The sequence below is a fragment of the Sphingopyxis alaskensis RB2256 genome, assembly GCF_000013985.1.
GTDB classification, from domain to species: domain Bacteria; phylum Pseudomonadota; class Alphaproteobacteria; order Sphingomonadales; family Sphingomonadaceae; genus Sphingopyxis; species Sphingopyxis alaskensis.
The window spans coordinates 2,723,133-2,745,472 of the sequence record NC_008048.1 but is presented as its reverse complement, the minus strand read 5'-3'; the positions used below and the strand labels follow the sequence as shown (position 1 = coordinate 2,745,472).

Below are 22,340 nucleotides of genomic sequence, written 5' to 3'. Positions count from 1 at the left end.
GTTTCTTCCGATGATGAGGCTCTATTATGGTGCAGCGATCCAGCAAGGGTGCTGCACCTTCCGGCCGATCAGGGCATGATCATCGGCCGCCTGTTCTCTCGCGAGACATTTTCAGCCATTGAGGAGATGACCGCTGCCGAAGCAGCCAAGCTCATCGATTCAGGCGGTGCCGCACTGATCAAGGACTATTGGGGGGCGTATGTTGCCGTCCATCAAAGCGATGCTGTCGGCGGCTATTCAATCACAAGGGCCCCATCGGGCTTTTTGCCATGCTACCAGGTTGAAACGCGCACGCATCATATCTGGGCCTCGGATCTGCATACGCTGTCCGCGGCGGGGATTGCCGTGTCGAAGGTGGATTGGGAGCGCCTCTATGAGCATCTCCAATGGCCTGACGTGCGCCGCCGGCATAGTTGCATCGATGGCGTGTCGGAACTGGCACCCGGCAGCGCAAGGGCAGTATCCGGTGATGCACCCAAAGATCAAATGCTCTGGGAGCCGTGGGCATTCACACACCCGGACGTGGCGATCGATCCGGATCACGCCGTCACGCGCCTGCGCGACACCGTCTTTGCGTCGGTCGGTGCTCTCGCGTCAGACTATCAAAATATCATCGTGGGCGTGTCCGGCGGTCTGGATTCGTCGATCGTCTGCGCCGCACTGACACGGGGAAGACACCGCTTCAGTTGTCTGACCATGGCGACCACTGATGCCAGCGGTGACGAACGCCGCTATGCCGCCAGCGTCGCGGCCGTGGCCGGAGTCCCTCTCGCGGCGCATCAATATGCCGTCGACAATATCGACCTCAGCCGTTCATCCGCAGTGCATCTGCCGCGCCCAGTTGGGCGCCCGTTTTTGCAGGAGTTAGACCGGGCTTACGCTGCGGAAATATGCAAGACTGGTGCGGATGCGATATTTACAGGGAATGGCGGGGACAACGTCTTCTGCTTTCTCCATTCCGCAGCCCCAGTTGTTGATCGTTTCCGCCAAGAGAGAGGCCTGAAGCCAGCCTGGAACACGCTGCTGGATATGTGCCGGGTGACCCAATGCGACATCCCGACGATGGCCCGCGCGGCCTTTAAGCTGTCGCGCATCCGGCCGTCTCTCGTGGCGTCTGAACCCGACCTGACACTCCTCAATGCCGCGCGTGCCGTCCTTGCGCAATCCGCACCGCTTACGCCCTATATGGATAGGGTGGCCGGACGGTTTCCCGGCAAACTGGCGCACGTCCGCTTGCTTCAGCGCATCCAGAACTTCGTGGAAGGGCAGGATCGCACCACCTTTCCTCCCATGTTTCCGGTGCTTCTCGCTCAGCCCATCGTCGAGACCTGTCTGCGCATATCGAGCTGGCAGTGGTGCGAAGGCGGCATCAACCGATCGGTCGCGCGGCGGGCATTTGGCGGCTTTCTCCCCCGGCAGGTGGTCCATAGGACGTCTAAGGCTGGCCCTGACAGCGTAACGGCTGCCGCCTTCGAATCAGGTAGGCCAAAGCTTCGCGAACTGTTGCTCGATGGCCTTCTCCGCCAAAATCGGATCATCGATGCCATGGCCGTGGAGCAGGCTCTGTCCAGCGCGCGGACAAGCCGCGACCAACTCCTCTACCGTATTCTTGATCTTGCCGACGCAGAGGCTTGGGCGCGGTCACGGTCCGCCGGAAGCAGCGATAGCGCATTGGGCCGATAAATCCGGGGCGCCCCGCATGGTCTGCCATCGGGCATACTGGGCACGCTTGCCCGGCGAACAATCCATTCGCCTCATCAACCAGAATTCAAACCAATCGACATTCCGCTCGTATATCGCCAACCGGTGCGCAGGCTGCCATTTGATATGTGGCTCATCCTTGAACACATACATTTCGATGGGATTGCCGCGCCTGCGAAAAGCCTCCATGACATCCAGACCCGCTTCATATTCATCGTCGCTTGTCTGCACCAGGATGGGCACCTCAATCTTGCCCGCGTTTTGAGCCAGGGAAAGCGGGTTCCAGAAGCGATCATTACTATCTTCGAAGAGGGGATAGCCCATCTCCTTCAGATAGTTTTCGTAGCCAGTGCCGCCGTTGAGCGGCAGCGCCACCTTGTCCTCGCAGCAAACGCCAAGGGAAGCGACCTTGAAGATCCGGCTGTTGATGAGCGCCCATTGGGTCATTGTCGTGCCTTCGCTGAACCCGGAAATGCCGATCCGGTCGGGATCGATCAGTCCGGTTGCGATTGCCCCGCGAACAGCTTCCTCGAGCGCGGACTGAACGCTGCGGCGATCGATCCAATCCTTGCGCGCCAATTGTCGATATTCGAGCTCGCTTCGTGCTTCCCGCGTTCCCGGCACGCCGAATGGGCGTTCAAAGCTCAGCACGGCGAAGCCTCGACCAGCTAATACCTGAATAGGGACTTCATCACCCGTACCGCCACGGAGAAAGCCGCGGCTGTTATATTGCACCACAACCATCGGAAGCTTTTCGTCTGTCTCTGCGCTGGGCGGCAGAACCAGATCAGCAAAGCACTCCATGCCGAAAGCATTGCGGAATCGCAGCCGATGGACCTCGCCAAGGCGCAACCGGGCCATCTGGGGATTGGGATCGAAAATCGTTCGCGATCGCATCGTGTGGATGTCGATCGCGACGAGGCGCCGGGTTCGTCGCGAGCCTTCGCGCATGCAGATCAGTTCGGCCGCGTTCAATGCGCAGCCGATCAACGCATCTTTGGTGCTCATCACGGCAACCGGGGCTTTGGCGCCGACATTCCACCGATAGAGAGTGGTACGGCTTCCTCCCCATCCATCTCGGGCGAGGAACAGCAGGACGTCGCTCTTTGGCATCCACCATAGACGCTGGATGCCGCCGCAGGTACTTGTGTCGCATATCGTGGTGCTGCCGGAGCGCCACCGAATGTGCAGTTGGAAGGGCGAGATGAGGAGGGACCGGTCTAGTTTCCGGGTCCATGCTACATTGCCGCGCCCGTCAGCCGCGAACCGGATCGCGTCCGGCGGCCTGTCAGCGCTGGCTGAAGGATCGAGCAGCGCTATTTCCTCGACCGATGCGTCACGCCGGTCATGATCCGACAAAGCGACATGGAAGTATCGCGTCGGGTAGCTTCCCACCGGGAAGGGGCGATCGGACATCATGGGACTGAAACGCGCGTCGAACAGATAGCCCCTGCTCGCTTCTTCGTCGATCATCGCCTCGGCCTTGGCGAGGTCGGGACGCCCTGCCACTATTAGGTTCTTTCCGTCAGCGCCCCAGGCGAAATCCTCAACTTCAAAATCGAGATCCGTTGCAGCACGGGCAACGCCTCCCGTGGAGGGGACGATCCAGACCTGCGTGTTGTCAGTGACCCGTTTGAGATAAGCGATCGTTGCCCCGTCGGGCGACCAGCGCGGCGTGATGATCTGTGCGGTCCCCGCACGCACCGCCGCCAAATTGCGCAGATCGAAGAGAGTACGGATGAATTGGCCGCCTCGGTCCAGCTCGACGTGACTGCCCGATCCCGATCGAGGGACCAGAATGAGTCTCTGGCAGAAGCTGTTCGTTTCCGGATTACCGCGCCGCACCATCAAGGCAATCTGGCGGCCATCGGGTGATAGGCTGAACGGGCTTTCCGTATCGAACGGGCTCGATCGGCCGATGTCGGAAATGGTTGCAAGGTCGCGTGAGGTCATGACGCGAGGAGGCGCAAGCGTCGCCGCATCCTGCTCAAACGCGGAACAGGGATCCGCCCCGTGAGCCGGAATACCGGCGGTGACCGCCGCCAGCAGCGCGATGCCGGTCAACATCACCAGCTCCGGGATACGGTCAATCCGAGAAAGCGACCGGTCGCCGAATAATTCGTTGAATCGTAGGGCGTGTCTGTTGAGCCGGTTACCCGAATGATGTCGGGCTTTGCATTGAACATATTATTGGCAACGATCGTGATTGTCAGCGCTGGCGACCGGGACGAAGAGTTTCCAATGTCCAACCTGGCCGCGAGGTCGAAGGTCAGGATGGAATCGACCGAACTTGACGGGAGGTAGCGATTGTCCGTGACGCTGCCCGTATAGTTGGCGAACATCGATACGTTGAAGCGCCGCGCTTCCCAACTGGCACCGAGGCGTCCGCGCCAATGGGGCGGATTGAAGATCACGCCCGCAAGCTGTGTGCGTGGCAGGAGCGGCGTGAGTTGCTGGTCGCTTTTGAGATACGTCGCCGATCCGGTCAGCCCGATATTTTGATCCGGGCTGATGGAGAAACGAACGCTGGTGTTTATGTCGACGCCCTCAATGTCCTGTCGCGCAAGATTGAGGTTGCGGTTGTCCACGAGGACGAGCACGTTTGCTGGATCGAACGGACCAGCGGTATAGTTGGTCAAGCCATAAAGCGAACCCGCCGCAAGTCTGTCGAGCAGCTCCGTAGAAGGCGCATAGTTCAACAAACTGGCATAGCCCGGCTGACTGAACGCGGATGCGATCGATCCGGCGATTGGTCTGGCGACGCGATCCCGATAGCGCACGTTGAAATAGCTCGCGCCGACGTGAAACCCTTCGAGCGCTTGAGGATGAAATTCGAACCCCGCCGACCAACTGCGCGCGCGTTCGGGTTCCAGGTCTGGGTTTCCGCCGCTTGCATAGAAGATCGTGCCTGAGGCGGCTGGAACATACCAGTTGGCGGGGAGAAGATAGGCCTCGTAGCCGACATGTTGCTGATAGAGCGTGGGCGCCTTGAACGATCGGCCCCACGAGGCCTTGATCGTGAGGTCGCGATTGGGTTCAAGGACAGCACCAAGCTTCGGCGTCGTGACGCTCGCCATGCCCGGATAGTTTTCATAGCGAGCCGCGGCGGTGATTGTGAGCCGGCGGACCAGCGGCACACTTTGCTCGGGAGCGATTACCGGAAGCTGGACTTCTCCAAAGAGATAGTGGCTTTTCCGGCTAGCGTCGAACGCAGCGACAAGACCTTCATTTTCGTAACGCGAATAGCGCAGGCTGCTGGAGCGATATCCTCCACCGATCGCCACACGCAGATCTCCCGCAGGCAAGGAGACGAGCGGTCCGTCGATCACCAGCTCAGTGGTCAAGGTGGTGTTACAGTAACAGCCGGACGTTACCGTGCCCGCAATGCCCGGCTGGCTGAACAACCTGTTGTAGCGACTGTTGTCCTTGCCATAGGCGAGCGAGGCTTTCGCCATCCATTGGCCGCCCAGGTCCACATCGATGGCCGGGATGATGGAGAAGGCCTTCGTCGTTGGAGCGTATCGGGACTCGGTAAGACCAGCGTTCCCCAAGCTGCCCGAGGTAATAATCGAACGCCGGTTGCTGTAGAGGCCGTCAACCTTGAACTCGATTCCCGGCGCCAGCGTCTGGCGACCGGACATCGTCACGGCATGCTGGCGGATCGAGGGGTAGAGGGAGTTTCCCGGCGCCAGCGCGTCCGTATAGCTGCGTTGCCGCGCATAGATCGCTGAATTGTGCGCGAAGTGATAGGCGGCGATCAAGTTGCCGGAAGTCCAGCTCGTACCGCCGACGACATCGGCACCTTGCTGGAAGTTGCCGCCATCGGTCGAACCTCCGATCCGTGCCGAGGTCTTCAATCCCGTAAAATCTCTCCGAAGTATGATATTGGCGACGCCTGCCACCGCGTCCGACCCATATTGCGCGGAAGAACCATCGGGCACGATCTCGATCCGCTCGACGGCTTCGACCGGTATGGCGGAAATATCGACGCCCCCGAACGCGCCATCATAAGGGAGCCGATGGCCGTTCAGCAGCGTCAGCGTCGCATCGGAACCAAGACCACGCAGGTTGAGATGCGACGCTGAATTGAGGTTGGAGTTGAGTTGCCCGGCACCAAAGCCGACGCCAGGGTTCTGGCCACCACTGAAGTTCTGGGGGATATTGCGAACCACCTCGCCCAGATCCGACTGTCCGGCATTTTCGATGTCCGACCGGGATACGGTAATTCTGGCGGAGGGGATGTCGGCACCACGTATGAGGCTGCCCGTCACGACGATCTCGCTGTCGGCCGCCTCATCGCCCGCCGTCACTATCGCTGCCGTTCGCCCCCGGATGATCACGGCTCCATCGCGGAAGCGAGCACGCAGGTTCGTGTCGGCCAGCAAGCGCTCGATCGCCTGCCGGGCGGTGAGCTCGCCTTCGAGCCTGGGCGCGGGAACGCCGTTCACATCCTCGGCCGACGCATAAAGCTCCCAACCTGCTTTGGCCGCGACGCTGCGCAGCGCATCGCCCAGATCCTGGGCCTGGAGGTCGAACTGATAAGTCTGATCGCTCTGCGCCAGCGCCGGCATCGGCAACGCCGCCATCGCGGCACCCGCGAGCAGCGCCGCAAGCTCGTGAAACCGTTTCTCCGCCATAATTCCCCCTGGTGATCATGAGCGTATGCCGGTCGGCTCGCTCTTGATGGGGGTATCGACGAAGGTTGCAGGGGTGCCGTCAGTCACCCTTCGCAAATTATTTCACGGGCGCTGCTATTGGGGCCGGAGATGGATGCCGTCGGCCCGGCGGGAGATGCGGAGCTGGAACAACTCGGCGATCCGGCTTGCGAACCTGTCCGTCTCGGTGAGTTGGAACCGCCCTGACGCGGCGAGGCCCGCAAGCTTCGGATCGTCGAGGATGATCGGCGTTTTCGCATAGCGATTTGCCTCGCGGATAAGCTCGCCGAGCGGGATCGTGCGATATTCCACCCATCCGCTCGGCCAGTCGCGCGTATCAGCCGTCGGCGCCGTAACCACCCGCGGCGCGAAATCGCCTCCCGCGTAGAGGACGGGATGGTCGATCGTGAGCGGCATGCTCTCGCTCTGTTTATCGTTTGTATCGCGTGCCTTCACGCTGGCCGAGCCCGACCGCAGGCGCAGTTCGACGTGGGCATTCCCGGCCACCTCGACATCAATCGCCCCTTCGGCCGCGACGACATCGCCATTCCCGGCCTGGATCGTGAAGGGGCGCGGATCGGCCGCCACGACGAAGCGCGCGCGGCCCTGGCGCAGCAGGGCGTGGCGTTTGCTCCGGTCGATTGCCACCTCGACCCGGCTGTCGGTGTCGAGCGTCACGAGCGATCCGTCCTCCAGCGTGAAACGCCGGATATCTCCATGACCCGTCGCATAGGTCTCGGCTCGGGCCTGCGACATGAGCCACGGGAGCGGCAAGTTCGGGAGGAGCCCGACGGTCAGCGCAACCATTGCCGCCGCCGCTATCGCGCCGGCCGCCCATCTGCGTCCCTTGCGGCTGGGGCCTGCGGGTTTGAGCGGAGTTGCATCGTTCTTGGCCGGAAAGGTGTGAATCGTTGCTGCTGGCGAACCCGTTCGCGCCTTGCTGCCGGATCGATCGAGGGCAGGGAGGGGTTGTCCCAGAAACTGTTCGATGCGGTCGCGCTCGGCGGGCTTCATCGGTGCCACCAGCATCGCATTGGCGAACGCCTCGGCGTTGGTCTTGGACGCATCGATCCAAGACCGGAATTCGGCGAACAGCGCCTCTGTTGGCGTTTCCTTCAAGCGAAAACACCAGGCTGCCGCTTCGAGATCGCTTGATGACGAGGCTTTGCCGGCCGGCCATTCTTCGCCGCTCATCGATGATCCTTCACCGCCGCGGCGACGAAGGCGATCGCGCGCACCATATGATATTGCACTGTCGCCATGCTGATCCCGAGTTGTTCACTGATCTGACTATAGGTGAGTTCTTCGTCCCGGCTCATCATAAAGACCCGGCGGGTCTTCTCGGGCAGATCATTGACCGCCTGTTCGTAGATGCGCAACAGGTCGGCCGCTTCGAGATTCAGAGTTTGTTCCGGCGGCACGCTTAGGTCGCGCTGCTCGTCGAGAGGAAAGATCACGATATTATTGTCGCTCTCGCGGCGACGCGCGCGGTCGATCAGCAGGTTCCTGGCGATGCGCCTGACGAACGCCGCCGGATTGGCGAGACGCGACGCCTGCGCGCTGCCGGCTGCTCGGGCGAACACTTCCTGCACCAGATCGGGCGCGGCATCATGACCCGCACGGCGCCCCAGATAGCGCAAGAGCGCCCTGCGTTCGGTACGAAACGTCTCGTCCAGGTTGGTCGCGGAGGCCTCTCCACAGGCAGGCTCGAAGACGTCGACAGGGCAGTTATGCGCTCCCGACGAAACCGAAAAGGGAGGCCGATGGTGGCGAAACGGCGGAGCGGACGATGACACGTGGAACTTCCCGGGGGCAGCAGCGCATGATGGCCGGGAAGCCGGCCATGATACTTCCATCGCTGTGCCGCCGTCAGGCGATCCTGACGGATGCCCTTGTCCGGTACGGCCGCCTGTCCCTCGCGGACCGGCGTTCTTGATGCCTGGCGCGAATGAGGCGCGAACGATCGCCAGACTGTTCGTCCTCGCGACCCGAACATGGCGGGAACGAACCAGGAAGGCAAGTGAGTGGTGGATGGACCGAAATAGCTACGGCGCCACGCCAATTGTTTGTCGTTTCTGTCGGCGTCAGTTCGAACGCAGCCAGTTCTCGACCGTCAGTCCTTCGACCCGCTCGAATTCCCGGACATTGTCGGTGACCAGCATTGCGCCAAGCGTCAGTGCATGCGCCGCGATCAACATGTCATTGCCGCCAATCGGCAGGCCGCGTCGTTCGAGATCGGCGCGAAGAATACCATAGTGAACATCGGCATTGCCGCCCAAGGGCAGGACGGGCAACAACCCCAGGATCTCCTCCATCTGCCGTGTCAATCGTTCGGATCCCTTGCGCTCCGCGCCAAAACGGAGTTCGCCGGCGACGACAATGCTGGTGGCGACTTCGGCCTCGCCGATCTCGGCAATGCGCGTTGCGATCGCGCCGCCGGGGTGCCGGATCAGGTCCGATACGATATTGGTGTCGAGCAGATACATGGGTCAGAAATCGACCGGAGCGGGGGCGCGGTCCTCAATTTCGCCGAAATCCTCTTCGATCGGCTTCAGGCGGGCAAGCAGTGCAAGCAATGATTTGGCAGGCGCTGGCTCGATGATGATCCGCTCACCCTCCTTGCGCATGACCGCTTCGTCTCCTGGCAATTCGAATTCGCGCGGAATCCGAACCGCCTGGCTGCGGCCGTTCTTGAACAATTTGACGTGGCGTTCGTGGATCATGTTTGCCTCTGTGCATATGCCTTAGCATATGCTGGTGCATAATTCCAGATCGCGTTGTGCGCTGTGTTCCGCCGCGAGCTGGTCGGGTCGGGCGCGGCATTGCCGCAATGTTACGAAACCTCTGACCGAGCCGCTTGAAGTCCGAGGTTTTGTAACAGGGCGAATTACGAGCAATCCGGCCCAGTCAGCCATGCAGATCGCTTGGGGCGGGACGGCCTTGCGGCCGTCGGGCTCTATCGCCGCATTCGCGGCGACCGGGCCGTGCGCGTCCCGGCCCCGGAGGGTTACGATCCCTCCCGCGCGACGTCCTGTTCGAGGGCGGTGAGGCGTTCGGTGCAGATCGTGTGAACGATGGTGCCCAGTTCCTCGACGCGCGCTGCGAGCCATTCGAGTTGCTCGGTGCTGATCCGGTAGTGCTTCGAATAGCGGGCCTTCACATAGGCTTCCTTGAGCTTCTCGAAGAGTGTTCGGTCGACCTTTCGTTCGCGCGGCCAGGCATCGACCAGCCGAAGGTCGAGACGTTCCGCCTGAGTGCGCAGGAAGCCGATGTTGTGGACGTGTGGCGTATAGAAAGTCACGACTAGGAGGACGCAGTGATAAAGACGCTCCGTCGCTTGGTGCATCAAGAACGCCGCATCCTTCAATCGCCCCTGCTTTTGGCTGAACTTCGCGGTTTCGAGCATACCTGATGCAGCAGGCATCCACTCGTCAAAATATTCCTTCGCCATTGCCAACGCCTGTTCGGGCGTCTTAGGCTTTGGCTTGTGAAGCTCGCCGTCCTCGAACTGGTAGAGCGCGATGCCGTCGCGTGCGACATCCATGAAGAAGTAGCGGCCGTGCGCCAGGCCATCATTCACTTCCTGGAGCGTGTGGACGATGAAATTGACCGGCGTCTTGAGTGTCTTCGTGATCGACAGCTCGCGGTTGAGCCGATCCTCCAGCTTCAGCCAATAATCGACCCGATCGGTCAGCCTTTTGTCGTTGACGATGATGAGCAGGTCGAAATCCGACTGGTAGCCTTTGGCCGTATGCGGTTCATCGACCCAGCCGCCGCGCGCATAGCTGCCGTAGAGAATGATCTTCTCGATCCTGCCCTTCTTCTTCCACTGATGCGTGGCGAGCGCCAGCGCATCGTCGAACTCCTCGAAGATGATCTGCACGACCCGCTCGATTTCGCGTCGTTTCTGTGCCGGAAGATGATCGAGGCCGGTGCGCATTGGGATAGCCTAACAGCACATGGGTCGCTTTGCACCCATGAAACGCCGATCGTGTCTCAAAAAATGAATCGCGACACGGCTGGAGATTTGTGGCATAAAGCTGTCATTGGGTAATGACCGCTCCCGCACGCGCGGAGCAATGGACTTAAGGGTACGCGATGACGGTTCAGGTCACGATCACCCCGAACGGTCGGATGAGCTTGCCCGCAGATATCCGCAAGCGCTTGGGCCTTGCCGGCGGTGGCTCGCTGCTCGTCGAAGAGACGCCCGACGGCGTCATCCTGCGAACCGTCGCCCAGTCGATCGCGCATGCGCAGGCGCTCGCGAAAAAATACACCGCCGGAAAGCCCGAGGCGTCGGTTGATGCGTTCCTCGCGGGCCGTCGCGAGGACTCCGGCGAGTGAGCGAAGCCGTCCTCGATGCGTCGGCGCTGTTGGCATTGCTGAAGGAAGAGGCTGGAGCGGCAAAGGTGGCGGATGCGATCGCCGCGTCGCGGATGACCTCGGTCAATTACGCCGAGGTGGTGAGCCATTTCATTCATGCGGGCATGCCTGCGAATGAAGTCGATGCCATGCTGCATCCCCTGCCGATGGAGATAGTCGAAGCAGACCAGGCCTTGGCGACCATCGCCGGGAGGCTGAGGGCCGTGACCGTCGAGGCGGGCCTGTCCCTTGGCGAAAGATTCTGCCTGGCGCTCGCGCTGCGCGACGGGTTGCCCGCTCTCACGGCGGACAAGACGTGGCGGACGATAGCGGATGCTGCCGGGGTGAAAGTCCAGGTCATTCGATAGGCAGGCATCAATCGCGGCCCCTGAAGCGCCTGAACCGTGCCTTCGCATCGGCCTCCTCGATCGCCAGGCCCGCATTCGCACATTCTTCGCCGCGCACGGTCCCGTCACGGCAGCCGGCGACGATCTGGCGAGCCTCGTCCAGATGCTCGGCGAAATATTCACTGCTGCGCGGGGCAGACTGGGCGCAGGCCGCCAGAGCGAACGGGCCTGTGAGCACCGTCAGGATCAGCTTCTTCTTCGTCATCATCTTCCTCCCTGTGGTTCCGTTCTTGGGATTGAGTGCCATGTGCGATCCGGCTTCACGCATCAGAGGATCCGGCATAGCGGGCAGCATGCACCAGATCACCGGCAACGGTGCGGCGGCGGTCATGATACCGCTCGATTGCCCGCACCAGCCCATCGCGCTTTCCCACGCGCACAAGCGCTTCAAGAGCGGCCAGTTCCGAATGCGCGTCATCGAGCACGGTTTCCTCATGTCGCCGATAACAGCCGAGGCGCGCAGCGGCATTGCCGAGAGCCCAGTGAAGCTCGAGGCTTTGTGCCGTACTTGCGATTGCCGTAAACAGGATCGCCGTGCGCTCGCCGATACCGTCATGGCCTTGCGGTAATTCCGTGGGCATCGCGATTGTCCCCCGGGGTCCAAGTGCAACGTCTATGAGAGCGCGATGCCAGTCTATAAGTCCCCGAAGCTCGGTTTCGCTGAGCAGGGGAACCTGGAATCCTTCGCCGGGCGACGAGTGAACCAGACGTTCGCCCGCAAGCCGATTGAGACTGTCGCGCACGGGCGTCATGCTGACGCCAAGCTCAGCAGCGAGCCGGGCGGCTTCAAGGCGCTGCCCCGACGGCCAGACGCCGGCGAACAGCCGCCGCCTCAGCGTATCGTAGGTCGGCTCGAGAACATAGGCGGGGCTCATAGGTTCAGCCCCAAGCGGGCTGGCCGAAGCCTTCTATCATTGCTTCCTGATCGGGCCGGAGCGCGTCGATCGCCCCGATGTTCTCAGGCACGCGATCGCCGAGCAGGATCGATGGGCACTGGCCTTCGAAATTGCCGAGGTTGGGCCGGTGCTGCGTATAGCGGGCAAGCGCGGACAGTTCGCGCGGGAAAGTGCGGGCAATCTCGGGTGGATAGGCGAGCCACTGGTTCTCATAGGGCTTGAGCCATCCAAGGCAGTAACCGATGACGATGCCGCGCCGCACATGGCCGGTTCGATTTGCGCCCGCACCATGTGCCGTCGACCCGAGAAAGCAGATGGCGGAGCCGGGACCGCATTCGGCAATGATCGGTTCGCCCAATTCGTCGCGTGCCATGCCGTTCGGCCCGTGGCTGCCGGGGTAGATTTGTGTCGCGCCGTTGTCGCGCGTGAAGGGCGTCAGCGGCCAGATCACATTGACGAGATATTCGTGATTTCCTTTTTCGCCCTGCCACATATCGTGATCGCGGTGCGGAAACTGGCGCACTTCACCGGGATGGATCTCGATCGCTTGGGCGACATTGAGCTGGATGCGGTCGCAGGCTGGGCCCAGAATCTCCTCGACCATCGCAAGGATGATCGGATTGAGAACGAGCTGCGCCGCATGGCGCGAGCGCCTTAGGAGGGAGCCGAAGCGCTTGGTGCTTTCGCCATAGAAGCGGCCTTGGCAGAAGGGCGTTGCCGCAAAGACCGGATCCAGATCCGCTTCGAGGGCGGCAATGGCTCCGGCCGGCAAAGCATCGGGAATGATGCAATAGCCCTTGTTGCGGAGTTGATCGATCCAGGCCGGCGCTGCGCCGCGGAGAGAGGCGAGTCTGGTCATCGGCCGTTTCCACCTATGCGCGGAGCCGCCAGCATCAACCGCGGCGCCTCATAGGTGCCGCCGGCCTGCAAGCCACTGATCGTTTCGTCATCGATCCGGATGTGGAGCGCGATAAGCCGGCGGCCCTCGTGATCGAGGGGCTGACCCAGTGCTTTGCAGTCCCAGCCGAAACGCCGGATTTGCTCGAACCACTCCTGCTCGGCGACTCCGGTGTAGGACGTGATACCCGTCGCCAGCGCATGCTCGGCAAGTGCGGTGACGAGCTGGTTGCGGGCGCTGCGCCGCTCGGGTGCCCGCTGGTGGCGATCGAGGCAAAAACGGGTGATCTCGCGAATAGTCGGGCCGACCGGCACCGGCCCAGCGCAGAGATGCGGATAAAGGTCGCCGAGCAGATGTGGTTGGTCGGTCCGGAGCAATCGCGTCGACGCACGGTGCCTGACGCCCTGCTCGAGCAGGATGAGATATTCTGCTTGGCGGTCGAACTGATCGACCTCGAACTCGTTTGCCAGGATGGGGAGGTCCCATTTCAGAAGGTCGATGAAGATTTCCTTGCGCGCTCGGAACATCGCCCGCAACGCCCCGTCCTCATCAATCTCGATCCGTTCCCCGATCTCCTCTGGCATGACCTTTTCTCCGCGGTTGATACCGCGCAGGAAAGAACATCGCTGCCCGCGAGCCGCCCATACCAAGAAATGGGGAGAGACAGCACGCGGGCCAGAGGGATTCGACCGTCAGCTTCGAACCCGCCAGCGAAAAATGTCGGCGAAGCTGATGAGGCCGTCGTACAATGCGTAAAGGATCAGCGACGCGCGCTTGTGCGTCTCGTAGCGTTCGCGGGCATCCTTGAGGTGCTGGATCACGGTTTCATGGCTGATGTCGAGGATTCGCGAGATTTCCCAGTCTGTCTTTCCGCGCGCGGCCCAAAGGACGCAGTCGCGCTGCCGATCCGTTAATCTTGGCTGTACCGACCGGCTCGTCCATCCTGAAAGCTGCCTTGCGCTGGCGATTGCCATTGCGCCAAGCATTTCGGCAACGATCAGCATCGCATGTGGGATCGATTTTCCAAGGCCGGTAACGAACGAGCATGACCCGGTAACATCGCCGGGAAGATGCCGCGGGACAGTGAACCCATCGGCAAGCCCATGACGCCGTCCGGTTTCGAAGGTGGTCTTCTCGATCTCGGTCATTGGAACCAGGTCGAGGATATTTCGCCAGCCAAAGCCCAACACGCTGCGCTCGGCCGCGCGGCGAACCGGATCGCTCGCCGCCAGATTGAAGCCGATATACACGTCGGCCCAGCTTGCCGGATAATCATGGATCAGAAGGGACGTACTGCTGTCGGCGCCGCAGCCGATTTCGAGCGAAAGCGCAAAGCGATCGAAACCCATGTCGCGGGTCGCGCGCGTCAACGCCTCATGCAGATGGTCAATCGAGGATGCCGTTAATATGCTGTCGCCAAGTAACTCCACCAAACCAAGTCTCATAGTCCCCTACTACGCCCGCGAGCGCGTTCCCAACCCGCACCCCGCGGACCGCCTTTCAACTGGTGGGCACCAGAACCTCTGTCTCACGCTGCGTCTGGTGTCCTGCTCTACACTCCTTTTCCTTTGAAATCGGTGCTTGCCCGAATCCCGCTACCAAGCCGCCTCCGGCTGGTTATCAGCCAAACCAGAAGGTAGCCTGCTGCGCTCGCTATTAAACTACTAAAATGAGGTTCAAAATTTGAAGCGGAGCCCGCCGCAGAAGGCGGGAGCCGATCCCTGCGTGCCACAAGCGGCAGGCACGCGAGCGCTTTGTCTTGCCGCTCGAGTTTCACCGTATGGGCACGGCGCTGCGCGAGGCCGAAACGACCATCCCGCCGAGGTCGCGATCATCGCATTATTTGTGAGGATCACCGGACCGCAGCTGCCCACTCGCACCCCTTGTCAGTCGTCGGTCAGTCTGTGCGAGACGACCACATTGTCGATCCTCGCCGCGTCAATTGGCAGCGTTGCCGTGAAGTCCACATACCGTGAGACGCGGTAACCAAGTCTCAGCCGCGGCGCATCTGCCAGAGCCACGGGCATGCCGCCCGAACAGGCCTCGACATGGATATGGCCATAATCAGGATCCCGCGCAGGTCGACACCAGACGTCCGCTTCAGGCGCGCTTGCATGCTTGGGAAGGCTTCTTAGGCTCATCCAATTTGATGTCCTTGCCATCGAGTGTGAGATTCATACGCTCGCCCACATAGGCGAGACCTTGCGCCGGCGCCGTCAATCGGAGCGAAGGGCCAGAAGGCGCACGCCTGACAATGATGGATGTCTCGTCCGCCAGGAAGTCGACATAGAGGACGTCCCCGCCAACGCATCTGTATGTGTGGCTTGCCACAATGGCGGGCGGCATTTGGACAGAGACATTCGTGTTCGTGGTTGCCTCGGAGTTCTCGGCTCGTTCGGGCCCGGAACACCCGACCAGAACGCCGGCAAAGGGAATTGCCACCAGAAGGGTGGCAAAGCGGCGTGACGGGGCGATGCGGTGGGACAAACCATCGCGCTTCAAGCAGAAAGCCATAACCCTTCCTTCCATGCATTCGAGAGCGTTGGCGATGACAAACCTCTTGTGCCAGAGTGTCGCCGTGGGCGCGGGGGCGCGCGCCCACGGCGTGGCCCGCGCCGCAAGGGAAGCTGGCACCGTCTTGCGGGTGCCTTTCTCCCGCAGATGGCTTGCGGGGACCAAACTTGCGGACCGTCAGGCATTAGGCCGAAATCCCTTCCTCGGACGTTTCTTGGGCAAGGGAGGCCGCGCAGGCGTGAGGTGCCGCTGAAACAGCCGGTCGGTGATCTCGAGCATCTTGCTGAAGTTTTGCCGCATCCGCCTCAGCTTCAGCCCGGAGAGCAGGCCGGTGCAACGAAAGCTGTGAACCATTCGCGATCCGACGGGGACGGGCTCAACGCAATAGCTCTCCTCGAACGACATCAGTCCGCCAAATCCGAAGCGGAAGGTCACACACCTTTGGGGCTCTAGCGCTGTGATGCGGGCATCAATGGTAAAAAACCGCGGCTTGTTCGATTTCATTCTGAAGGAATAGGCGACGAGGGCGCCCTGCTCGAGCGGGCCGGAGATCCGGACGAAGGGATTCCACCGTTCATAGGCGTCAAAACGGGTGAGCGCGGCCCAGACCTTCGGCGGTGCGGCATGCAGGATCGTGTCATTCTCTTCGAGAAACATGCTCATTCCCCGTCCCGCCGTCGTGCGGCGGTTCACGTCTGATCAGTCGAACAGGTCCGAAAGAAAGCCGCGCCTGCGCTTGTATCCATGGTGGCCCGAACGGTGACGGTCGTCTTGGTGCCCCCATGGCTGGGAACCCTCCCGACTTTGGTCGCGCGGCTGCGGCGGCATGGCGGTTTCGGAGCGCTCGATGATCTTGTCGAGCTCCCCGCGATCGAGCCACACGCCGCGGCATTGCGGACAGAAATCGATCTCGACGCCCTGTCGCTCGGAGATCGACAGCGTGACTTTGCAAACCGGGCAGAGCATGCCTTGTCCTGTATCTGCGGCTGAACTCATGATGGCCTCCTCTCGGTTGCTTGAAGATCTGAGCCTTCAAGTGGGGCGAAATGCATTGTCCGTCAGCTGTGCGTGGAACGCGCCTCAGCGCACTGCTTACTCTCGGTCTGAATGGTCGCGTGACCGATTTGAAAGGCTTGCGCGAGCATTTGTGCGACGCGGGTCCGTGTCGGCTCTGCTTGCGCGATGTCCTCCACCACGATGTGGACGGAGCAGCTGACATTGCCGGTCGTGATCGACCAGACGTGAAGATCGTGGGCACTTTGCACGCCCGAGACCTCACTGATCGCCCTGCGCACCTCGTCCAGCGACATGCCGCGCGGCACGCCCTCCAGCAGAACGTTGGCCGTATCGCGCAGCAAAATCCACGTCCGGGGGAGCACCCAGAGGCCAATGCCGACGGCGACGACGGGATCGATCCAGGTAGCGCCCGTGAAACGAATGGCTATGGCCCCGGCAATGACCCCGATCGAGCCGAGCATGTCTGCCCATACCTCGAGATAGGCACCTTTGAGGTTGAGGCTCTGCTCCTTGCCCGAGCTCAACAGCCGCATGGAAATCAGATTGATGGCGAGACCGGCCACGGCGACAACCAGCATGCCCGTGGACTGGACCGGCTCAGGATCGCGGAACCGGTTGAGTGCCTCAACGAGGACATAGATGGCGACTGCGAACAGCATGAGCGCGTTGAAGGCGGCCGCCAGGATCTCGAAGCGTCTGTAGCCAAAAGTTCGCTGATCGTCGGCCGGTCGCGCTCCGATGCGGATCGCCATCAGCGCGATGATCAGCGCTGCGACATCGGTCAGCATGTGCCCAGCGTCCGAAAGGAGCGCGAGACTGTTGAAGACGAACGAACCGACGACCTCTGCGACCAGGAAGGTACCGGTCAGGATGAGAGCGAGCAGCAGCCTCCTGCTGTTCGCATTTTTGCCGTGATCATGCGCCGGCGGTGCCGCAATGTTGGGCTTTTCGGTCCCCGGTTTGTCCAGCTCGTCGGACATGGATCGTCTCCTTTTACGGATCAGCGGCTTACTCCATCAAAGTTTGCGGTTCCGTCGGTGGGCCGGCCTCTGGGAGGCTGCCGCCATTGATGCGATCATGGCGGCGGTTTGCAGCATCATCGGCATGATCCAGCGAACAAGGATCCGAGTGACTGTCTTCAGAGAGACCTTGAGCTGTTTGACAGCACTCGTGCATTCCCCCAATCGCGTCTCAGGCCGAGCCGTGATGGACGAGGCAGAATTCTTCATGGTCTGGCTCCCGTATTGGATGCGAGCGGCTCCCGTGGCGCCGGCCGCATACCCCCTTCGAGGAATTGAACTGGTGTCGCCGGGACAAATTCGATGTTGCTGTCAGGAGCAGAATCGAAATCCATTTCGGAGGGCAGGCGGCCGGACGGCGCCTTGCGGCTGAAGCCCGGCTCAAACAACGTGCCGCCAAAGAGGTTGAGATCGCGCGCTTCGGCTCGGCCCATTGCCGCGAGAAGCGTGAAGCCTGCGACATAGGCGTCGCGCTCGGCGGTCACGAGCTGCACGCGGCTGTTGAGAAGCTCCTGTTCGGCGTTGAGCACGTCGAGGACATTGCGTGTGCCAACGCTGTTCTCGGCCCGTACACCTTCGAGGGCCAGCTCATTTGCCGCGATCGCCGCTTTCGATGATTGGATCACGGCCTGGGTCGCCTGATAGCGCGAATAGGCGGCGCGCGCTTCCGCGACGACGCGGCGCTCGATGAATATGATCTGCTCGAGCGCCTGGCTCTCGATCGCGGTGGCGCGTCGCACTTGCGCCGCAGGGAGGCCGCCCTGGTAAAGCGGGATCGTTGCGGATAGTCCGACCGTCGCCGTGGTCTGCGCCTGCTGGAACACGCGCCCCGGAAGAGTGCTGGTGAGCGTGCCCAGATAATTGTTATAGCCGCCATTGCCCACCACCGAGAGCGTAGGCAGGCGCGATGCGCCCGCCACGCGGACGTCGTAGCGTGCGGCTCTCGCATCGGCCTTGGCTGCGAGGAGCTGAGGGTTGTTCTCGATGGCAATCGCCACAGCCTCGGCGGGCGACTTGGGTAGGCCTGGCAACGCCGGCGGCTGCTCGAGATCGCGCGCCGGCAAACCGACGAAGCGGAGATAATTCTCAAGGCTGGTGTCGAGCTGCGCCAGCGCCGTCTCCAGCTGCCCTCGCGCCACTGCGAGACGCGCCTCGGACTGGGCGACATCGGTACGGGTCAGGTCTCCCACTTCGAAGCGGTCTCGTGAAGCCTGGAGGTTCGTCTCGAGGACGGCGACGTTCTGGCGGTTGAGTCCGACGATCGCGTCGTCACGCATGACATCCATGTAGACCGAGACGATGGCCGTGAAGACATCGGCTTCCGTGAAGCGCAAATTCGCCCGCCCGGATTCCACGCGGGCATCGGCGGCGCGAATCGAATTCTTGACGCGGCCGCCCTGGTAGAGGGGAAACGACAGGTTCGCGTTTGCATTAGCCGCCCGCAAGGGAGCGGAGAAACTGTTGGCGGATCGCACAACAAATTCCTGATAGTCAGCGGTCGCGCTCAGTGTCGGGCGTCCGGCGGCCTTGGCGATGGGCACGCCTTCATCGGTCGCCCGGAGGCCTGCCCTTGCCGCCGTCAGGCTCGGGTTGGTGCGATAGGCATAGATCAATGCCTGCCGCAAGGTCTCGCCATGGGCGGCGCTGCTCGCGAGCAAGGGCAGTACGGCAAAGATCCATGTCGGGAAGCGATTGCTCATTGGGCACCCCCGTTGTCCCGATAGGCCAGCAGCCGAAGCGCATTGAAAACCACGAGCAGCGTCGAGCCTTCGTGAGCCACGACCGCCGGACCTATCCCGAGGCCCAGTATCGTCGCCGGCACCAGCAGGGCGACCACCCCCAGGCTGACGACCAGGTTCTGCCGGATGATCCAGCGGGTGCTGCGGCTGAGGCCCACGGCGAACGGCAGATGCGCGAGATCGTCGGCCATCAGCGCGACATCGGCGGTTTCGAGCGCGACGTCGGATCCTGCCGCGCCCATGGCGATGCCCACGGTCGCATTAGCGATCGCGGGCGCATCATTGACACCGTCCCCAACCATCGCGACGGGCATCTCGGCGCGAAGCTTCTTGATCGCCTCGACCTTGTCCTCGGGCATCAGGTCACCCCAGGCTTCGTCGATGCCGACTTCGGCGGCGACCGCCGTGGCCACCCGCTGATTGTCGCCGGACATCATGACCATGCGCTGGATGCCAAGCGCCTTGAGGCGAGCGATCGCGTCTTTTGCGGCCGCACGCGGCGTGTCCATGAGACCGATCGCACCAAGATCGCGCTCACCAAGGCGCACGGCCATGGTCGTGCGCCCCTGGCCGCGCAGGCGCTCGATCGTCTGCGCCGTTTCCGCGGAAAGCGGCGCGAAGCCACCCTGACCGAACATCTCGGCTTTGCCGATCAGCACCTTCTCGCCATCGACCCGCGCCTGCACCCCGCGGCCCGTGAGGCTGATGAGATCGGCTGCCGCCGGCACCGGCTGGCCGTCGAGGAATTGCTCACCGTCGCGTGCAATGGCTTCAGCAAGCGGGTGATCGCTGAGCCTTTCGACGGCCACCGCAATCGTCATGAGCTTGGCGTTGTCCACGCCGGCCGCCGGCACCACGTCGGTGATCCGAGGACGCCCCTCGGTGAGCGTGCCGGTCTTGTCGAACGCCAGCGCATTCAGCGCGCCCAACGTCTCAAGCGGTCCGCCGCCCTTGATCAACACGCCGCCGCGCGCGGCGCGGGCCACACCCGACAGTACCGCGCTGGGCGTGGCGATGGCGAGTGCGCAGGGGCTGGCAGCAACAAGTACGGCCATCGCGCGGTAGAAGCTGTCGCGGAACGGCTCGTCGATGACGACCCCGGCGAACAGCAGAACGACCACCAGTGCGAGGACGGAGGGCACGAACACGCGCTCGAAACGGTCGGTGAAGCGCTGGGTTGGCGATTTCTGCGTCTCGGCTTCGCTCACCATCTTGACCACTTTGGCCAGCGTGGTGTCGGCAGCAAGGCGCGTCACGGCGATTTCGATCGCTCCCGGCCCGTTGATGGTGCCGGCGAAGACGCGGTGCTGCGCAGACACCTTGTCAGGCTGAGCTGCTGCTTGCGCCCGGTCCGGGACTGGCTCCTTGTCGACGGGGACACTTTCGCCGGTTACGGGCGCCTGATTGACGCTGGATCGTCCAACGACGACGAACCCGTCCGCCGCCAGGCGCTCATTGGGCTTCACGATGACAATATCGCCAATGACCAGCTCTTCGACAGCAACTTCGCTCAGAGTCCCGTCACCGCGTCGAACCACGGCGGTGCGTGGAGCCAGCTCGGCCAAGGCCTCGATTGCGCGTTTTGCCCGGCCCATGGCATAGTGCTCGAGCGCATGTCCGAGGCTGAACAGAAACAGAAGAAGCGCCCCCTCGGCCCAGGCGCCGAGGGCAGCTGCCCCGGCTGCTGCGACAAGCATCAGCGTGTCGATCTCGAAACGCTTCAGCCGGAGATTCTCGATCGCTTCGCGAAGTGTGAACCATCCGCCGAACACGTAGGCAGCGAGATAGCAAGCGAGGGGAATCCAAGCTGGTGCCGCCGTCAGCTTCTCGATCGCAAACCCGGTTGCGAGCGCTCCGCCGCAAATCAGCGCGAAGATCAGCTCGGTATTGGCGCCGAAGATTCCGCCATGCGCATGCTCATGCTCCCCTTCGCCGTGGTCGTGGTCGTCACGCTCATCCGCATGAGCTTTCTTCGCGGGCAGTTGCGAAGCCAGGGCTGGTTCCGGCCGCTGCCGGACGCCCATATCTGCCAGGGCTTTGCGAAGATCGTCTTCGGTCGCCTCGGATCTGCTGAATTCGACACTGATGGCCCCAGCCGCACTGGCCTCGGCTTCGACGACCCCCGGCAGGTTTCGAAGCCGATCGGCAACCGTGCGCGCCTTGCGGGCGTGGCTCAGCCCGTCGACGGACCAGTGGATATGCTGATATTTTTCGGTGAGTGCTGCGCCGGCGCCTTTGGCGATCTCGCGCACGCGCTCAAGCGGTACGATGTCCGGATCATAATGAATGCAGAGTTGGGCGGGTGTGTCGTCGTGGCCGGCGACGACGTGCGCTTCCTGGATGCCCGTTCGGCCTTGCAATTCCATGGTGAGCCTGCCGATGCAGCGGTCGGCCTCATCTTCGATTTCCGGGAGCAGAAGCGGAATATCGAGGCGCACTTTATCTTTCATCGCCGCTCTCCTCGCCCATCAGGCCCGCCCCGAGGGTGCCGTTGTTGGTTCTCGCTGATGGTGAGGTGCGGGCGCGTCGAACGCCCGCACCTCATGTCGCCGACCTCGGCGCAAACAAAAAGGCCCGGATCGGTCTTCGCCAAGCGAACCACTCGTCTGATCCCGAGATGTTCGGGAGCAGGAGTCAGCGCTTATAGGGGGCGGGCATTTCGCTGGGTGTAGCGCGATATCACCGTGCCGCGCCGTAGATGACGCGCCAGCGAACCCCCGGTCCTGACCAGCCGACGCCGCAAGAACGGCCTCATGACAAAGCCTAACCACGAGCCGATGCCCCAACAGGACAGTCGGTGCGTAAGTCGGGTACCTTCCGGCGACTTCTCCAGATAGAACCCTTCCTCGATCTGGAGCAGCCCTTTGATGCCCACGCGCCAGGCGAAGCGGCAGGGCCGTTCGAGGCGAACGACCCTCGCGTCGGCCGAAATGACAGGGTCCGCCCAGCCCGGTCGCCAATAGGTGTAAAGGAGCCTTTTCGGATCGGCCGGGTCGCTCTCGAGCCCGACGCTCGGACGCCAGTCGCGATAGCGGTCGACGTCGACCAGCACCCGCCACACCCGCGCCAAAGGTGCAGACAATGAAATCGAGTTCTCTACCGTAAACATTGCTGGTCATCCCACGAGAGCTG

22 protein-coding genes are annotated in these 22,340 nt (G+C 62.2%); 3 read left to right on the top strand and 19 right to left on the bottom strand.

Features of this window, described 5'->3' with window-relative positions; translation table 11 throughout:
- Positions 1–75: 75 nt before the first annotated feature.
- Entirely contained in the window at positions 76–1,683 is a 1,608-nt protein-coding gene (locus tag SALA_RS13240) for an asparagine synthase-related protein (RefSeq protein WP_237700879.1), read from the top strand.
- Here the strand turns inward: SALA_RS13240 and SALA_RS13235 are convergent.
- The 7 genes from SALA_RS13235 to SALA_RS13205 all read right to left on the bottom strand — a co-directional run bounded on the left by SALA_RS13235 (position 1,642) and on the right by SALA_RS13205 (position 10,296).
- A complete protein-coding gene (locus tag SALA_RS13235) occupies positions 1,642–3,768 on the bottom strand; it encodes an Atxe2 family lasso peptide isopeptidase (protein ID WP_011542872.1) in 2,127 nt (708 codons plus the stop codon). The genes SALA_RS13240 and SALA_RS13235 overlap by 42 nt on opposite strands.
- Entirely contained in the window at positions 3,768–6,338 is a 2,571-nt protein-coding gene (locus SALA_RS13230) for a TonB-dependent receptor (protein ID WP_011542871.1), read from the bottom strand. The genes SALA_RS13235 and SALA_RS13230 overlap by 1 nt, the downstream gene beginning before the upstream one ends.
- Before the next feature lie 114 nt (positions 6,339–6,452).
- Complete coding sequence (locus tag SALA_RS13225) at positions 6,453–7,550, bottom strand: FecR family protein (protein ID WP_011542870.1); 1,098 nt, start codon at positions 7,548–7,550, stop codon at positions 6,453–6,455.
- The gene (locus tag SALA_RS16935) at positions 7,547–8,212 is read right to left on the bottom strand and encodes an RNA polymerase sigma factor (RefSeq protein ID WP_084764757.1); all 666 of its coding nucleotides are present in this window, start codon (positions 8,210–8,212) and stop codon (positions 7,547–7,549) included. Before SALA_RS16935 ends, SALA_RS13225 begins: the two co-directional genes overlap by 4 nt.
- A 228-nt stretch (positions 8,213–8,440) precedes the next feature.
- Positions 8,441–8,842, bottom strand: coding sequence for a type II toxin-antitoxin system VapC family toxin (locus SALA_RS13215; RefSeq protein WP_011542868.1), 402 nt, complete (start codon positions 8,840–8,842; stop codon positions 8,441–8,443).
- A 3-nt stretch (positions 8,843–8,845) separates the two neighbouring features.
- The gene (locus SALA_RS13210; RefSeq protein WP_237700878.1) at positions 8,846–9,055 is read right to left on the bottom strand and encodes an antitoxin; all 210 of its coding nucleotides are present in this window, start codon (positions 9,053–9,055) and stop codon (positions 8,846–8,848) included.
- 308 nt (positions 9,056–9,363) lie between these two features.
- Positions 9,364–10,296 carry a HEPN domain-containing protein gene (locus tag SALA_RS13205; protein ID WP_011542866.1) on the bottom strand — a complete coding sequence of 311 codons (933 nt, stop codon included), beginning with the start codon at positions 10,294–10,296 and terminating at the stop codon, positions 9,364–9,366.
- 158 nt (positions 10,297–10,454) lie between these two features.
- Here SALA_RS13205 and SALA_RS13200 point away from each other — a divergent pair, with 158 nt between their 5' ends.
- Positions 10,455–10,700 (top strand): AbrB/MazE/SpoVT family DNA-binding domain-containing protein, encoded by a 246-nt coding sequence (locus SALA_RS13200; protein WP_011542865.1) that lies wholly within the window; start codon positions 10,455–10,457, stop codon positions 10,698–10,700.
- On the top strand, positions 10,697–11,086 hold the full coding sequence (locus SALA_RS13195; RefSeq protein ID WP_011542864.1) for a PIN domain-containing protein: 390 nt from the start codon (positions 10,697–10,699) through the stop codon (positions 11,084–11,086). Before SALA_RS13200 ends, SALA_RS13195 begins: the two co-directional genes overlap by 4 nt.
- Positions 11,087–11,093: 7 nt before the next feature.
- Here SALA_RS13195 and SALA_RS13190 read toward each other — a convergent pair whose 3' ends face one another.
- From SALA_RS13190 to SALA_RS13130, 12 genes are all read right to left on the bottom strand, one after another.
- Positions 11,094–11,393 carry an EexN family lipoprotein gene (locus SALA_RS13190; RefSeq protein ID WP_011542863.1) on the bottom strand — a complete coding sequence of 100 codons (300 nt, stop codon included), beginning with the start codon at positions 11,391–11,393 and terminating at the stop codon, positions 11,094–11,096.
- On the bottom strand, positions 11,386–12,000 hold the full coding sequence (locus SALA_RS13185) for a GntR family transcriptional regulator (RefSeq protein ID WP_011542862.1): 615 nt from the start codon (positions 11,998–12,000) through the stop codon (positions 11,386–11,388). The genes SALA_RS13190 and SALA_RS13185 overlap by 8 nt, the downstream gene beginning before the upstream one ends.
- 4 nt (positions 12,001–12,004) lie before the next feature.
- Positions 12,005–12,880: a phytanoyl-CoA dioxygenase family protein gene (locus SALA_RS13180; protein WP_011542861.1), complete on the bottom strand. Its 876-nt coding sequence runs from the start codon at positions 12,878–12,880 to the stop codon at positions 12,005–12,007.
- A complete protein-coding gene (locus tag SALA_RS13175; RefSeq protein WP_011542860.1) occupies positions 12,877–13,503 on the bottom strand; it encodes an acyl-homoserine-lactone synthase in 627 nt (208 codons plus the stop codon). Before SALA_RS13175 ends, SALA_RS13180 begins: the two co-directional genes overlap by 4 nt.
- Positions 13,504–13,611: 108 nt before the next feature.
- Positions 13,612–14,364 (bottom strand): LuxR family transcriptional regulator, encoded by a 753-nt coding sequence (locus SALA_RS13170; RefSeq protein WP_011542859.1) that lies wholly within the window; start codon positions 14,362–14,364, stop codon positions 13,612–13,614.
- A gap of 655 nt (positions 14,365–15,019) precedes the next feature.
- Positions 15,020–15,433, bottom strand: a complete 414-nt coding sequence (locus SALA_RS13165; RefSeq protein WP_237700877.1) for a hypothetical protein — start codon at positions 15,431–15,433, stop codon at positions 15,020–15,022.
- A gap of 177 nt (positions 15,434–15,610) precedes the next feature.
- The gene (locus SALA_RS13160) at positions 15,611–16,096 is read right to left on the bottom strand and encodes an SRPBCC domain-containing protein (protein WP_011542857.1); all 486 of its coding nucleotides are present in this window, start codon (positions 16,094–16,096) and stop codon (positions 15,611–15,613) included.
- A gap of 36 nt (positions 16,097–16,132) precedes the next feature.
- On the bottom strand, positions 16,133–16,429 hold the full coding sequence (locus SALA_RS13155) for a zf-TFIIB domain-containing protein (RefSeq protein WP_011542856.1): 297 nt from the start codon (positions 16,427–16,429) through the stop codon (positions 16,133–16,135).
- 62 nt (positions 16,430–16,491) lie between these two features.
- Positions 16,492–17,430: a cation diffusion facilitator family transporter gene (locus SALA_RS13150; protein WP_011542855.1), complete on the bottom strand. Its 939-nt coding sequence runs from the start codon at positions 17,428–17,430 to the stop codon at positions 16,492–16,494.
- Between the two features lie 245 nt (positions 17,431–17,675).
- On the bottom strand, positions 17,676–19,169 hold the full coding sequence (locus SALA_RS13140; RefSeq protein WP_011542854.1) for a TolC family outer membrane protein: 1,494 nt from the start codon (positions 19,167–19,169) through the stop codon (positions 17,676–17,678).
- Entirely contained in the window at positions 19,166–21,658 is a 2,493-nt protein-coding gene (locus SALA_RS13135; RefSeq protein WP_011542853.1) for a heavy metal translocating P-type ATPase, read from the bottom strand. Before SALA_RS13135 ends, SALA_RS13140 begins: the two co-directional genes overlap by 4 nt.
- Positions 21,659–21,849: 191 nt before the next feature.
- On the bottom strand, positions 21,850–22,317 hold the full coding sequence (locus SALA_RS13130; RefSeq protein WP_011542852.1) for an SRPBCC domain-containing protein: 468 nt from the start codon (positions 22,315–22,317) through the stop codon (positions 21,850–21,852).
- Positions 22,318–22,340 lie beyond the last annotated feature (23 nt).